15 protein-coding genes and 1 rRNA gene are annotated in these 15,485 nt (G+C 46.4%); all 16 read left to right on the forward strand.

Translation table 11 applies throughout. The features are described 5' to 3' along the window. Positions 1-84 (forward strand): 5S ribosomal RNA (gene rrf, locus FRY98_RS21665); the annotation flags it as partial. 590 nt (positions 85-674) lie between these two features. Then, on the forward strand, positions 675-1,550 hold the full coding sequence (locus FRY98_RS21670) for an alpha/beta fold hydrolase (RefSeq protein ID WP_148455986.1): 876 nt from the start codon (positions 675-677) through the stop codon (positions 1,548-1,550). 257 nt (positions 1,551-1,807) lie between these two features. Beyond that, positions 1,808-2,275: a GNAT family N-acetyltransferase gene (locus tag FRY98_RS21675; RefSeq protein ID WP_148455989.1), complete on the forward strand. Its 468-nt coding sequence runs from the start codon at positions 1,808-1,810 to the stop codon at positions 2,273-2,275. A gap of 190 nt (positions 2,276-2,465) precedes the next feature. Further along, positions 2,466-2,930, forward strand: coding sequence for a hypothetical protein (locus FRY98_RS21680; protein WP_148455991.1), 465 nt, complete (start codon positions 2,466-2,468; stop codon positions 2,928-2,930). Between the two features lie 139 nt (positions 2,931-3,069). After that, the gene (locus FRY98_RS21685; protein ID WP_148455994.1) at positions 3,070-3,426 is read left to right on the forward strand and encodes a VOC family protein; all 357 of its coding nucleotides are present in this window, start codon (positions 3,070-3,072) and stop codon (positions 3,424-3,426) included. 53 nt (positions 3,427-3,479) lie between these two features. Then, entirely contained in the window at positions 3,480-4,373 is an 894-nt protein-coding gene (locus FRY98_RS21690) for a PhzF family phenazine biosynthesis isomerase (protein ID WP_148455997.1), read from the forward strand. 128 nt (positions 4,374-4,501) lie between these two features. Then, on the forward strand, positions 4,502-5,059 hold the full coding sequence (locus tag FRY98_RS21695; protein ID WP_148456000.1) for a DUF4240 domain-containing protein: 558 nt from the start codon (positions 4,502-4,504) through the stop codon (positions 5,057-5,059). 35 nt (positions 5,060-5,094) lie between these two features. Beyond that, positions 5,095-5,430, forward strand: coding sequence for a DUF3024 domain-containing protein (locus FRY98_RS21700; RefSeq protein WP_148456003.1), 336 nt, complete (start codon positions 5,095-5,097; stop codon positions 5,428-5,430). A gap of 27 nt (positions 5,431-5,457) precedes the next feature. After that, entirely contained in the window at positions 5,458-6,267 is an 810-nt protein-coding gene (locus tag FRY98_RS21705; RefSeq protein ID WP_148456006.1) for a DUF5984 family protein, read from the forward strand. A 38-nt stretch (positions 6,268-6,305) separates the two neighbouring features. Next, on the forward strand, positions 6,306-6,575 hold the full coding sequence (locus FRY98_RS21710; RefSeq protein WP_148456008.1) for a hypothetical protein: 270 nt from the start codon (positions 6,306-6,308) through the stop codon (positions 6,573-6,575). Positions 6,576-7,056: 481 nt separating this feature from the next. Further along, the gene (locus FRY98_RS21715; protein ID WP_148456011.1) at positions 7,057-8,688 is read left to right on the forward strand and encodes a formate--tetrahydrofolate ligase; all 1,632 of its coding nucleotides are present in this window, start codon (positions 7,057-7,059) and stop codon (positions 8,686-8,688) included. 323 nt (positions 8,689-9,011) lie between these two features. Next, positions 9,012-10,364 (forward strand): ABC transporter substrate-binding protein, encoded by a 1,353-nt coding sequence (locus FRY98_RS21720; RefSeq protein WP_148456014.1) that lies wholly within the window; start codon positions 9,012-9,014, stop codon positions 10,362-10,364. Positions 10,365-10,475: 111 nt separating this feature from the next. Continuing rightward, positions 10,476-11,435 (forward strand): carbohydrate ABC transporter permease, encoded by a 960-nt coding sequence (locus FRY98_RS21725; protein WP_148456017.1) that lies wholly within the window; start codon positions 10,476-10,478, stop codon positions 11,433-11,435. Beyond that, a complete protein-coding gene (locus tag FRY98_RS21730; protein WP_148456020.1) occupies positions 11,432-12,295 on the forward strand; it encodes a carbohydrate ABC transporter permease in 864 nt (287 codons plus the stop codon). Before FRY98_RS21725 ends, FRY98_RS21730 begins: the two co-directional genes overlap by 4 nt. 80 nt (positions 12,296-12,375) lie before the next feature. After that, the gene (locus FRY98_RS21735) at positions 12,376-14,106 is read left to right on the forward strand and encodes a cache domain-containing sensor histidine kinase (protein ID WP_148456023.1); all 1,731 of its coding nucleotides are present in this window, start codon (positions 12,376-12,378) and stop codon (positions 14,104-14,106) included. Positions 14,107-14,123: 17 nt separating this feature from the next. Next, positions 14,124-15,473 carry an extracellular solute-binding protein gene (locus tag FRY98_RS21740; RefSeq protein WP_148456026.1) on the forward strand — a complete coding sequence of 450 codons (1,350 nt, stop codon included), beginning with the start codon at positions 14,124-14,126 and terminating at the stop codon, positions 15,471-15,473. The last annotated feature ends 12 nt before the right edge of the window (positions 15,474-15,485 follow it).

Raw genomic sequence — 15,485 nt, forward strand, 5'->3', positions numbered from 1 at the left:
CCCATCCCGAACACGACCGTTAAGCCCTCCAGCGCCGATGGTACTTGGACCGAAGGGTCCTGGGAGAGTAGGACGCCGCCAAGCAACTGAGAAGAGCACTACCGTATGATGCGGTGGTGCTCTTTTTGTATGTTAAAAGCGAAATACCTGCAAATCTGCAGGAATTTCCGAGCGTTTTAGCCTCGAAAAGCGAAAAAGATGCAAAAGTGCAGGGATTTTCGGCTCGTCCGTCCGAATGGGGCCCCTAAAGCAAAAAAGCCTGTAGATTTGCAGGAATTTCGCTCTGCGGGGGTCCTTTAGCCATAAATTCCTGCAGATTTGCAGGAATTTATATTGCACATGAAAGCTGTAACTGAGGTCTGATATGTTTCCTGGCAAAGTCAGGCTGAGGAAGCAGCGCAATGATCATGTTTGGTGGCGAAGGTGAGGGTTCCACGGCTTGCCCATCTCGAACAAGACCATTATGTCCTACAGCGCAATGGAACTTGGACCGAAGGCCCGGGAGAGTAGAGCACCGCCGAACAAAAAGAAAGACTTCGGGGGGGGGGGGACCTTAAAGTCATTCATAATTTGGTTCCCCGTATTTTATTATACTGATATACTTGAGGGAAAAGATGGAGATATTAATTAGTTTGTGATTCTCATACGGAACCATTTATGAAAGGATAACGCCGATGAAAAGATATAAAAGTCTGTCCGGAAGGCAATTGATTGTCGATACATACGACATGTTGTTAAACTCTTGGGATTCGGACTTTGAAGAGAAGGATATAGAAACTACTTATGGATTGACACACGTGATTATTGTCGGCGATCGTCAGCAGCCTTCTTTACTACTGTTTCATGGAACTGCCGATAATTCGGCAATGATGTGGATATACAACATAAAGGAGCTATCACAGAAGTTTTACATCATTGCGGTTGATGCGATTGGAGGTTCAGGAAAAAGTGAACCTAATGAAGAATATTTCAAAAGTTTTAATCAAGCGATCTGGATTGACGACATATTAAACTCATTAGAAATACATACTACCAATATATGTGGAGTTTCATACGGCGCATACTTATCTTATTACTACGCATTAAAGAGACCCAACAAAGTCACCAAGGCAATCTGCCTGGCAGGCAGAATCCCTACAAGTCAATTTGAGATTTTTTCAAAAATGATGGCTGCCTTTCTGCCGGAGGCGCTGTTTCCAACAGAGAAGAATTGTAGAAAATTACTAAGAAAATTAAGCAGGCCGAACTTCTCCAAGTTTGAAGAGAATGATGTTCTTATGAAGCACTGGTTTTACTTATTGAAGTACTTTAACAATAAATCAATGATGCAACATAAAATTGAAATCCACAGTGACTTAGAGTTATCTAAATTAAGAGAAAAGGGAATATTTCTAATTGGAGAATATGATAGATTAACTAATTATCCCAAGGCCATAAAGAGACTTGAGGATAATAAATTAAATTATAAGGTCATTAAAGATGCAGGACATGCAATAAATCATGAGCAGGCTAAACTGATCAACGAGGAGATTTCGAGACTGTTAACATAATATTTTAAGGAAAGAACCCAAAACAATAAGTGACCCAGCCTAGGATAAGTGCTTTCTGAGACTGGGTCTTTTTATAAATACAAGAATGTTTGATCGAGAGGTCATTAACATCGTCTAACACCATATTCACTCGTGGTCGCCTGTTGGCTCTTTTCCGCTAGGAGATAATTCGATGAAGTGGCATCAGCGGACAACCCTGCACCGGCTAACTTTGTATTCACCACCCAAACATTTAATTCTAATAAGAGGTGAGATTATTGAATACTAATTTATTGATTCGGGATTTCATTGATGAGGATTCCGGAATGGTATCAAGCATTATCAAAGAAAACTTAGTAAACGTAAACATCAAAGATTATCCAGAAAAGATAATAAAGAATATGAGTAGAATCTTCACCCCAGAATATATATCTTCGATATCAAAAATCAGAAAAGTATATGTTGTAGTTGAAGGTAATAAGATAATCGGTACTGCAAGCCTTGATCAAGATACCATTTACACAGTTTTTATTGATATTCTTCACCACAATAAGGGAATTGGTAGATTTCTGATTGATTTTATTGAACGAATAGCTCTTGATTCCGGGACTACATCACTTAAGCTTCCTAGTAGCATTACGGCACAAGGATTTTATGAGAAGCTTGGATACCATGCATTAGAAATAATAGAGTCTGAAGATTTTGGTAAAGATATAATAATGACAAAGAATTTAATCAAGGAATGAGGTCTCGAAAAACGATTTGGTCTTCCCGAGGTTTTCCAGTAACGTGGAGTCAGGCAAACAACGCTACGAGGCTAAGTGGTGGAGCCACCCCCGGTCCTGACGGAGGACTTTAGCCTCTCGGGTTAAGAATTACAACGACGTTATATGCTATTGAGGCAACAAGAAAACTGAAAGCAGAGAGGTGAAATCGATGGACGATAATGGATCCAGATATATTTCTTATTCTCAGAAGCACAATGAAATTGTTGAAAGTGGTTCGGTAGCGATTAAGAAGTACTTAAGTGAAGCCGATTATGATGAGAAGCGAAGTCTTTTACTGTGCCTGGACAGATATCTTGATCCGTACTTTGGTTATAATCTGCCGTTTTTTGATGAAATCATTCTACTTTTACAGAAACAACTGTTTCAAGAACAAGATAGAAATATAAAGGATGATCTATTTCAGTTACTTACTGATTACTCAAGAGAACAGCTAGATTATCTTGCGGAACGTATTGATCAGGTTGAGCCTCATGATTTAGCTGATGCACTTTATGCTATAGGTATTACTTACAACAAGAAATATGTTCCCTTACTCCTTAATTATGAGAACCATGGGGATCTGATTGTGCAGAGAGTTGCACGAGATGCATTAAAAGAACTCTCAAAAATTTGAAGCCCATGGTCATTAATTATTGATAATAGAATCGACAAGATTGTAGAAAGATTTTTCGATTATAGAACAGGAGAAGCGCGGTTCGCCATTAGGCCTTGGCTAAGAATAGGTGACGAATTAAACAGCAGGAGGGATTGAAATGAAGGTTAAACGAATCGTGGCCAACATTCATTCGCATGACATAGAGTTGGCTAAATCTTTCTATCAAGACGTATTGGGACTCGAATTGATGATGAATCATGGTTGGATAGCAACCTACGGATCCAAGGATGAGATGAACATTCAAATTAGCTTTGCGTCCGAGGGAGGGGCAGGAACCGTTACGCCTGATTTATCCATTGAGTTAGATGATATTGATGAAGTTTATAAACGAATGACAGATGCAGGTTTCAAGATTGAGTATGGACCCGTAAATGAACCATGGGGTGTGCGGAGATTTTATGTTCGGGACCCATATAATAAATTAGTTAATATTCTTGCGCATAACAAAAATTAGATATACTCATGTAAGAGGAATTTGGGTGAAAGCATAATGGAAGAGGGTTCAAGATGAAAATAATAAAGGTATTACATTATGACGCATTCTCGTCAGTAGCCAATAAAGGAAACCCAGCAGGGGTTGTTCTGGATACGGATGGCTTAAATGATGAGTCCATGCAAGCAATTGCCAAGTCAGTTGGCTTTAATGAGACTGTATTTGTACAACTTTCGCAAAAAGCAGATTTTAGGTTGAGGTATTTTACCCCTGGGCATGAAATAAACTTGTGTGGTCACGCTACGGTGGGCTCCATGTATTGTTTAAAGGCTTTGGGAATTATAGACGCAAACAAAAATGAAATAACTATTGAAACAAATGTAGGTATCTTACCCATTTGCTTCAACAAGTGTAATGGCGAGCTACAAGTTATGATGAAACAGGATAAACCTGAATTTATGTCTTTTCAAGGTTCAGTATCCAAACTTGCTAAATGTATCGGACTAACCGAAGAAGAAATAGACGATAAGATGCCTATTGTATATGGAAGTACTGGGACATGGACATTACTTGTTCCAATTCGAAGTTTAAACAGTTTCTCAAAGATGAAGCCAAACAACTCGCTTTTTCCAGAAATACTTACGGAAAATAGTCGTGCTTCGATTCATCCGTTTTGTTTAGAAACTTATGATAAACGAGCTAGCATGCATGCAAGACACTTTTCTTCACCTTATTCAGGAACAATTGAAGACCCCGTAACTGGGACGGCATCTGGAGTCATGGGGGCTTATTATTTGCAGTATGTAAGTAAGGAAACAGCTGAAGCGGAGTTCCTGGTTGAACAAGGGCAAGAGATTGGAAAAGATGGACGAGTTGTTGTAATGGCAAAACGAAATGGGAAATCAATCGATGTATTTATCTCAGGAACCGCAGTATACGTTAAGGAATTAAAGATATCGTATGTTTAGGAGAAAATAATTTCAAACACAGGTGTTCAGTAATTCGAGGAAATCGGTAACTTTCGATAACACCGTATTACAGCGGATTCAGGCGAAATCCCGCATAGGAAAAAAGTACGTTGGAGGAGGTTAATCCTATGGCAGCAAATATTTTTTGGGAATTAATAAGTGATTCCAAAAAGTATGGCGCAGAACAAATAGAATGGCTAACTAATGAATTAACCAAGAAAACGAGTAAAGAAATTATTCAGTTCGAAATAGAGTTTCAGAATAAGATGGTACAATCATATACTTCTTCATTATGGGGTGCGGCCTATGTTATTATGGGAGGATGTTCGGATGATGGATTTGATTATTTCAGGGGCTGGTTAATCTCCCGAGGAGAAGAAGTGTTCAATCAAGCTTTAAAGAATCCTGAATTTTTAGCTGGATTTTTAACTGAGGATTATTTACAGGAAGATGAATTTGCACCTCAATTAGAAGAAATGTTATTAGCGGCTTCAGATGCTTACACTTATCAAAAAACCGGAACGTACGAGTATAACGATTCTGCCAACACGGAGTTTTTGAATGAATTGGAAGCTCACGGATATAATTTTGAACCCATGGATATTGAAATTGATTGGGTGGAAGAAGACCTGGAAGTTAGATACCCTCTATTGTGGGCAAGGTTTGGAGAAGAACCGTTAATATAAGGAAATATAGCTAAATACTCGATGAGGTGATTTTTATGGCGTTTGATGCCTTTACTAAGAAAAGACTTGAAAAAATACTTGATAACTACATAGATAAGAAGATCCCCGGCCATCTCAAGTCAGAATATAACATTATATATAAGTTTCGAGGTAACACAATTACTCTTTCACAAGACGGACCTTCCTATATGCCAGGAGAACGAGTTGAGTTGCCGATCGCTCAATTCAGAAACGATGAAGGGAAATGGAAAGTATATTGGCAGGACAGTAAAAACAAGTGGCATTTTGTAGAAGATATAGAACCAATAGAAGACTTCGAAAAACAATTAACGATGCTTGATAAACCTGAATTTGGATATATGTGGATGTAACAAAACCTGAAGATCAGGAGTGATCTTTTGATTCAATATCAATTGAAGGACTGGAAGGAGATTGTTCCCTGGCAAAACGGTAACTGTTCAACGTTACACTGGTTTGCATTAACCGACGCTCATTACTGGTTTAATTTTAAAGGCGTTGAGTTTCCTAAATATAGTGATGAAATCATTAGGGAATGGAAGCCGGAGAATGATTCTAAATTTGTGGATTATCCATTTGCCAGGATATTTTGGGATATTTGCGAAGTTATTCGGCATGTAGAAAATTCAGTTCCGAACGAAATTTTTCAGAAGATAAATTCATTGGATAAATTAAAGAAATACATAGAACTGTTAAAAAATTGGATCGAATTAGCTTGGGATGAAAGTGACGAACAATTTGACGAAGTGTACGAGGTGGCCCGTGGTTGGCTTTACTGTAGAAGGCTGGATTTTGGATATTTAACAGGAGGTCCTGATTGTTTTTTAATAAGAAATGAGGATCAGTTACATATTTATTGGTTTGCTGAATATCAAAATGATAAAGGTATTTCATTATGGAGCAGCCATGAAGGAACATTTTCCTGTAACTATTTCGAATTTATAGAGGACCTGGTAAAAAGTTTTAAAGCATTTGGTTTAGATATGAATAAGCAGATTTCTGCATTGTTAGAAAGTAACCCCACCGATCTGGAGATTGACAGTGAACAAATATTAACCAATCAATCTCAATACGAAGAGCTCGTTTCAGCGTTTGAAAACAAGAAATTGCTTTATGCGGATACTCCTGATTGGAAGCATATTGTGAATACGATGAATGAAATTTCAAGGCAATTGGAATCAAGAATTTAATTCAGCACTATTAAACTGCCATTAAGGGCGTGACATACATGTTTGAGATTGAAGTGATAGATGTATTTAAAATCAGTGGTAGAGGATTTGTAATTGGGGGAGAAATCATTGATCGTGGGACCGTTTTAAAGAATGGCGATACTTTAATTTGTAGAGACTATAAAAACAAAAAAGTACTTGTGAAGTCTATAGAAATGGTTAACTTCGGAAATAGGGAAATAAACTTTAATCGTATAGGATTGCTCGTAGACTTGGAGGAAAGTGAAGCAAGGTCACTAATAGGTAGAAGGTTATATGAGGAAGAATGAGGGTGGGAAGTTTCAATTCGAAGACGGCACCAACAGTCTATAACTCCTATTCATGCCGGGGGCCTCGAAGGTAGTTGCCAGGAGGCGAATTTAGGCAAGAAACAACAGATCGAATAAACAAAAAATTATCTATAAAATCGTTATAAGATTAGTTTCTATGTTCTACAATAATTCCTGCAAATCTGCAGGAATTTCCGAGCTCTTAAGCCTTGGACATCGAAAAAGATGCAAAAGTGCAGGTATTTCCGGTTATTTCCTCCAATAGAGCCCCCATCGATAAAAAAGCTTGCAGATTTGCAGGAATTTTGCTCGGTGGGGGCTATTTCCCCATAAATTCCTGCAGATTTGCAGGAATTTGCATCCGCGTTACTACGTTACCACTTCCGTCACTTATATTTCCGGCCGCTTCATGTACAATGGAATAGTATTTTCATAAGCTTGCAGAAAATGAAATGTGATGGCTGGAGGTAGCTGAACAGCAATGAAACCTATTTTGGAAGTGGCGGAATCCATCGGGATTGCGGAAAAATATTTGGAGTTGTACGGACGGTACAAATGCAAAATAGATCTAAGCCTGCGCGAGGATTTAAAGAACCGGCCGGACGGGAAGTTGGTGCTGGTGACGGCGATGAATCCGACGCCGGCCGGGGAAGGAAAAACGCTGACCACGATCGGGCTGGCGCAAGCGCTCAACGCGATCGGCGAGCCGACGATCGCTGCGCTGCGGGAGCCGTCGTTAGGCCCATGCTTCGGCATGAAGGGTGGAGCGACAGGCAGCAACAAAGCTCAATTGATGCCATCCGAGGACATCAACCTTCATTTTACGGGCGATTTACACGCGATTACGTCGGCGCATAATTTATTGGCGGCCATGATCGACAATCACCTATTTCAGGGAAACGCGCTGCAAATCGATTCAAACCGGATTTTGTGGAAACGGGCGATGGATATGAACGACCGAAGCTTGCGGCAAATTGTCGTAGGACTTGGGGAAGGAAACGGGGTTGTGCACGAATCCGGGTTTATGATCACGACCGCCTCCGAAGTGATGGCGGTGCTATGCCTTAGCGAGAATCGGCGGGACCTGAGAGAACGCCTGGGCCGTATGGTCGTCGCTTACACGATGTCCGGCGAGACGGTGACCGCCGAGCACATCGGCGCCGCGGATGCGATGACCGTGCTGCTGAAGGAAGCGCTCAAGCCGAATCTGGTGCAGACGGCCGAAGGCACGCCGGCGATCGTGCATGGCGGGCCGTTCGCCAATATCGCCCACGGCTGCAGCAGCGTTATCGGTACGAAAACCGCGCTGAAACTGGCCGACATCGTGTTGACGGAAGCCGGATTCGGGGCCGATCTTGGCGCGGAGAAGTTCTTCGACATCAAATGCCGACAAGCCGGGCTTAAGCCCGACGCGGCGGTATTGGTCGTCACCGTCAAAGCGCTGAAGTATAACGGCGGCGTTCCGAGAGGGGAGCTGGATAAACCGAATCCCGAAGCCTTGCAAGCCGGTTTGGCCAATATGAACCGCCATGTGGACAATATCCGCAAATTCGGTGTGCCGGTCATGGTGGCGATTAACCATTTTACCAGCGATACGACGGAGGAAATCCGGATCGTTCAAGAGCAATGCGCCCGCCTGGGCGTCAAGGCGGAGCTATCCGACGTCTGGGCCCGGGGCAGTGAAGGCGGGATCGAACTGGCGGAAACGCTCAGAACCATGCTTCGACGGGAATCATCACGGTATGCGCCGCTCTATTCCGAGCGGCTTGGCATCAGGGAGAAAATCGAGACCATCGTCCGGGAGATCTACAGAGGCGCGGGCATCCGTCTAAACGCTAAGGTGGAGGCGAAAATACAGGAATTCGAGCGCCAGGGCTTCGGGCATTTGCCGGTGTGCATGGCCAAAACGCCGAGCTCTTTTTCCGATCAGCCGAACCTGCTTGGCGCGCCGGAGAACTTTGTCGTCCAGGTACGGGACGTAACGCTGTCGGCCGGTGCAGGATTTATTGTCGTGCTCACCGGCAATATCGTGACGATGCCCGGATTGCCGAAAACCCCGGGGGCGGAGCAAATCCAACTCGACGAACAGGGAGAAATCGTAGGCTTGTTCTAATCCGATATCATAAGATCCACCCATATAGAGTCATAAGCACTCCCTTGCCATGGAGCCCGAGCCGATTTCATGGCGCAAGAGAGTGTTTGTGGCTATTTTTTATAGAAAAATGCTTATACACAGGATATTAACAAACTGTACACAATTTTCTATATACTCGGCTGATTTATCCCCATGTGGACAAGTGCCGCCAAAACAGCAGGTTATCCCCGAATCATAAAAATTCCAACCATAAATCGCAATATTGTCTCCTCAAAAAAAACGCCCGTCTCCATTAGACTAAGGATGAAAATACGAGTTACCAAGAAAGGGGTTACAAAGCAATGAAGAGAACGAGAATTTGGGCGATGCTGCTGGTGGCCGTTCTGATGGTCGCTTCCTTGTCCGCATGCGGCGGAAGCGGCAATAAAGCGACCGGAAACGGCGGAAACGCTCCGGCGAAGACCGCTAATGAAGGAGGCGGCTCCAATGGCGGAGGAACGGACTCGGGCGAAAAAGTCGAGCTCACTTTCTGGTCGCTGGGTACGACGAACTATGAGGATCTGGCGAAGGAATACACGAAAGAACATCCGAACGTCACCTTCAAGTTCCAGAATACGTCCGACCAAACGGCGCATCACAACAACCTGACGACAGCATTGTCCGCAGGGTCAGGCGCGCCTGACATTTTTCAACTTGAAATCGCTTTTATGGAGCGCTTCATCAGCAATCAAGACAAGTTCTATAACCTTTACGATCTCGGGGCCAAAGATATCGAAGGCAACTACCTGGATTGGAAATGGAAACAGGCAACTTCCACGGACGGCTCGTTCCAACTGGGTCTTCCAACGGACATCGGTCCTACGGTAGTGTACTACCGCACGGATCTGGCTGAGCAAGCCGGCTTGCCGAAGGATCCCGACCAATTCAGCGCGGCGATCGATACATGGGATAAGTTCGCAACCGTTGCCAAACAATTCAAAGATAAAACCGGCAAACCGTTTGCGGATTTGACGGACCTGGTGTACAACGGATTGCGCGACCAATCGCCGGACCAAATCTACTTCAACAAAGAGGACGGCGCTTTCATCGGGGACACCAATCCTCAGGTCAAGAAAGCTTATGACTTTACGGTAAAAGGGATTCAAGAAGGCTGGATCGGCAACTGGGTCCTCTGGTCGCCGGAATGGCAAAACGCGATCAACAAAGGCGATTTCGGCGTCATGCTCGGCCCGGCTTGGATCGCCGGTACGATCCGGAACGCCAAGGACAGCGCCGGCAAATGGGCGATCGCTCAAATGCCCGAAGGCGCCGGAAACTGGGGCGGCTCCTTCCTGACGCTGCCGAAAGAAGGCAAGCATCCGAAGGAAGCTTACGAGTTTATCGCCTGGGTCCTGAACAAGGAGAACCAGTTGAAATCGTTTAAAGACAGCGGCTTGTTCCCGTCGATTCCGGCGGTTTACAGCGAACCGGCGTTCAGCGAAGAGAAGGACGATTTCTTCGGCGGGCAAATCATTGCTCAAGCCTACGCCAAATCGGCGGAACGCGTAAAACCGGTCTACTACGGCCCGCTGCACGACCAAGTCGATACGATTATCAAAAATGCGCTCAAAAACGTGCTTGAGAAAAAAGCCGACCCGCAAAAAGAGTGGGATGAAGCGATGAAACAAATCAAGACGTTGGTGGAACGCAGCTAAGCCGAACAAGATCGAAGCGGCTGCATAGCGCAATTTATCATCCGAATTCGCGGGGAGATGCATATCTCTCCGACGGATTCGGATTTATCAATGACTTCCTGGAGGTGCGTCATGGCTGACACAGTCACCGCGAAACCGTCGCAGCCGATTCCGGCCAAGCGGCCATTCTGGACGGAATCAAGACGAAGCAAGCTAACGGCATACACGTTTATTTCGCCGTTCTTTATTCTGTTCGCCATTTTCGGATTGTATCCGATACTTTTTACGATTTATTTGTCGTTTTTTAAATGGGATGCGCTGGGTCCGATGAAATATGTCGGATTCAAAAACTATGAGCTGATTACGAGCGATCCGACCTTCTGGATCTCCTTCACCAATACGCTGTTGATGGGCTTGATGGGGACGGTGCCGCAGTTGATCGTCGCCCTCCTGGTGGCGGTCATGCTCAATTCCGCCCTGAACAAGTTCAAGAACACGTTCCGCATCTTGTATTTCATGCCCAATATCACATCCATTGTTGCCGTAACGCTGGTGTTCAGCACCATGTTCGGGAACAATGGGATGGTGAACTGGCTGCTGAACAACCTGGGAATGGAAAGCGTGCCGTTCAACTCCGGCTGGTGGGGCGTCAAAATCGCGATTTCCACCATGGTGATGTGGCGCTGGATGGGATATAACGCCATCATTTTCTTATCCGGTTTGCAGAGCATTCCTACGGATATTTACGAGGCCGCTAAAATCGACGGGGCCAGCCGCGGGCAGCAGCTGATCTATATCACGCTCCCTCTGCTTCGTCCGTTCATTATTTTCGTCACGCTGGTATCGACCATCGGGGCGTTGCAGCTGTTTACCGAGCCGTACGTATTCCTAGGCCAGTCCGGCACAGGCTCCACGCGTCAGGAAGGGGTTACGATGGTGACCTACCTGTACAATGAGGCGTTCAAAAACGGATTCTTCGGAACCGCGGCCGCCACGGCGGTAATGTTGTTTATCGCCACGATTCTTTTCTCCGTCCTGAATATGATGCTATCGAGCCGGATGGGCGGAGACACCGGGGGGAAAAAAGCATGAGCACGCTTGCAGCAAGCCGCAAAAAACCGGATGAACCGGGTCTGGTCGCCAAGACGTTCTTTTACCTGTTTCTGATTATCGGAGCGCTGGTATCCATCTTTCCGTTCTACTGGATGTTCGTGGTGGCTACCAACGATAAGGATGCCGCTTTCCATATCCCGCCGTTGTTGACGCCGGGAGCGGAGTTTTTCGACAACTTCTCGCGCGTACTGGAGCGGACGGACTTTTTCCGGGCGCTATTGAATTCCGTCGTCGTTTCCTCGGCCGTCACGATTTCGGTCGTCTTCCTTTGTACGCTGGCGGGATATGCTTTTGCCAAATATGAGTTTCCGTTCAAAAAAACGCTGTTTGTTTTCGTCATCGCCACGATGCTGGTACCCGCTCAATTGGGTGTGCTTCCGCAGTACGTCATCATGGCCAAGCTGCACTGGATCGACAGTTATAAAGCGCTGATCGTTCCCGCGATGGTCAATGCGTTCGGGATTTTCTGGATGCGGCAGTATATCGCCTCGGCGGTGCATTCCGAACTGCTGGAAGCCGGACGGATCGACGGCGGCGGACATTTCCGCATTTTCTGGAATATCGCGATTCCGGTCGTTACGCCGGCAATGGCAACGCTGGGCATTCTGAACTTTATGAATGTCTGGAACGACTTCTTCTGGCCGCTGGTCGTGTTGAAAAACAGAGAGAATTACACGATTCAAATCGCTCTGCAGCAGTTGTTCACCAATAAAGACGGTCTGGACTTCGGCATGATCATGTCCGCCACGTTTACGGCGACGCTGCCGCTTCTGATCGTATTCCTGCTGTTCAGCCGCTGGGTGATCGCCGGTTTGACTTCCGGCGCGATAAAAAGCTAGGACTTTTGTTAGGGTGGCAAGGAGATAAGACGCATAACGAAGAATAATAGAGATAGGAGATTGTGGAGGGGGACGAAGGCTTGAAGCTCCGTCGGAAAATCTTGCTGGCTATTATTCTTCTTGTGTTTATCCCCGTAATTTTGATGGGGTCGATTTCGTATTTCAGTTTTTCGGGCGCTATGGAGAAGAAGTCGAGTAATTTTTATTGGGTCTCTCTGCTGGAGACCGACCGGAAGCTGAAGTACGCCTTGAACGAGGTCACCACCATCTCGAATTCGGCGATAACGCAGCCGGTCATTCAGAAGACCTTGAAGCAACCAAACTTTGTCGTCACTTATGATCAAAGGCAGGATATCAACAACTTAATCAACCATCCGATGATTACTTCTTTCGGGCTCTATTCCAAGGATAAGCTATTGTATCAATATAATGAGGCCATGTCATTCGATACGCTCAGCAAACAAAACTGGTATGAGGCGATGAAAGCGGCCGAAGGCAGACCCATTTGGGTCGGCCCGGGCGAAAATGGCAGCGCCTCCACGGGGAAGCCGGTTTTGATCCAGGCCCGGGTGATTAAGGATTATTATTCTCTCGAGGATATCGGAGCCGTCGTGATTTATGTGAAGCCGGAACTTTTGGATCAGGTATTTTGGGACGCCGCCACGCTTAAACAGGGGGATATTCTGCTGGTCAACCAGCAGGGCAATATCGTCTTCGACAAGTCGGGCGAGCATATTGGGGAACGTACGGATTTTCCGTTTTTAAAAGAGAGTCCGAAGCCGGACGGAAACGGAAAAGGCTATTATGTCGATAAATACGCGGGCGAGAAATCGCTGATTACCTATCTGCCTTCGCACAACAAGGATTGGCATCTCGTCGCCATTACGCCGAGCAAGCTGATCGCCTCGGAGTCGATTCAGATCCGCAATATCGCTATGGTGCTGGTGTTGGTCTCCTTGGTATCGGCCTTTTTGTTCGACCGCTACTTTGTTCGCCGGCTGGTGCGCAGCATTATCAGTGCGGTGAACGGTATGAAGCGGGTACAGCAGGGGATTTTTGTGCCGATTCCGCCCACCCTTCGGGCCGGGGACGAGACGGATTTGCTGATCGACGGCTTTAACCGGATGAGTACGCAAATTTCCGAGCTGATCGAACAGGTGCAGACGGAGCAGGCGCGTAAAAAAGAGGTCGAGCTGCAAGCGCTCGTGGCGCAGATCAATCCGCATTTTATATACAATTCCTTGGAATCGATCAATTCGATGGCCGTGCTTCAGGGGAATAAGGATATCAGCAAAATGGTCGTATCGCTCGGCAAACTGCTGCGGATCAGCATCAGCGAGAGCCAGCAGTTGATTCCCTTGTCCATGGAGATGGAGCACGTCCGGCATTATTTGGACATTCAGAAATTCCGGTTCGAAGATAAGTTCACGTATCAAATCGAAATTCCGGAATCCTTGAAATATTACAAAACGCAGAAGCTCATCGTTCAGCCGATCGTCGAAAACGCGCTGTACCACGCCATCGAGCCGATGGAGGAGCGCGGTTTTATTTCGATCACCGCCCGGGATGGCGGGCGGGATATCTTCATCGACGTGATGGACAACGGGCCCGGGTTCGATCACGTGGCGCTGATGACCTTATGGAGCAAGGAACGCGGCAGTTTGAAAAAATACAGGGAGAACGGCGTCGGCCTCAAAAATGTGCACGAGCGGCTCAGCATCCGGTTCGGCGGCTATTACGGCATCATGATCTGTTCCTCCCCGGGATTCGGGTCGATCATACGGATTCGCATCCCGAAAATCGATTCATGAGGAGGGGAAGAGCGGTCGTGAAATGGTTGATCAATTGGGGCTGGATCGTCGTATACGCCATGGTTTTGGCCGTCTCGGTGCTCATCCTCTCCAAGAACGGGAGCGAGCCGATCGAAGAGAGGCAGACCGAAAAAATCACACTCACCTTCCGTCACTTTTGGATCAAGGAGCATGACCGGAAGATGCTGAGCATTTTTGAGGAAGTCGTGGATTCCTTTCAAAATTCCCATCCGAATGTGAAGGTGAATTTTGAGGGGATGGATCAGACCGTCCACCGGGAGCAAAAGCTCAAAAGCGAAATGGTGACGGGGACGGCACCGGATATGTTCGTACTGTTCGCCGGCGCCGAGATTGAACCTTATGTCCGCTCCAACCGGCTGATGGATCTGACGGATTTCGTCCGGGAGAGCGGGCTGGAGGGGAAATTTCAGGATCTCGAGGCGTGGTCTTACGACGGCCGCATTTACGGGCTGCCGATCGAGGGGCATGCCGAGCCGCTTTATTATAATAAGGAGATTTTCGCCGAATACGGCATCACACCGCCCCGGACTCTTGAGGAAATGGATGAGGTGGTGAAACGGCTTAAGGCGAATGGGGTGATTCCATTTGCGCTCGGCAATGAAGAGCGCTGGCCCGCCGCGATTTTCGCCCACTATTTTATGGATCGTTATGCGGGACCGGAACTCATTAACCAACTGACCCGGGGCAACCCCAAAGCGGACTTTAACAACAGCGCCTACCTGCAGGCGATGATGCATTTTAAAAGCTGGGTTTCCGAAGGAGCGTTCAGCGAGCCGGCTAATGATTTGTCGACGGAAGAGGCGATCGATTTGTTTACGTCGGGGAAAGCGGCCATGTATTTGAACGGAAGCTGGGATATCAATCTGTTCCATAACGGAAATGAACCGGGGGATAACTTCCCGGACCGGGTCGGCGTAACTTCGTTTCCGACGCTGCTTCCGGATCAGAAGCCCTCGCTGGCGGGCGGTTATACGATCGGAATCGCGCTGTCGTCCAATCTCGATGAGGCGAAGCGGACAGCGGCTTTGGAATTAATGCAAGCGTTTTATACGGAAGAGATCCAGGAGCGAGTCGTTTATGAAGGCTTGCGGATTCCGTCGATGAAAATCACGTTCGATTCGGAACGCACCGGGCCGGTGTTCGATCAGGTCGTGAAGCTGATGCGGCAGAGCGACGAGATTTTTTTGGCGTATGACAATGCCTTGTCTCCCGAGGTGAACAAAACGTTCCTCAAGGTCGTGGAACAGATTCTGGCGGGCCAAATCCCGCCGAATGACGCGCTCGAACAAATACAGGCGACATCCGAGCAATACTGGAAGCAACGCAACAGTTCTCTGCCCAATTAATGGTCTGGAGGT

Origin of the sequence: Paenibacillus faecis (assembly GCF_008084145.1) — a bacterium.
GTDB classification, from domain to species: Bacteria; Bacillota; Bacilli; order Paenibacillales; family Paenibacillaceae; genus Fontibacillus; species Fontibacillus faecis.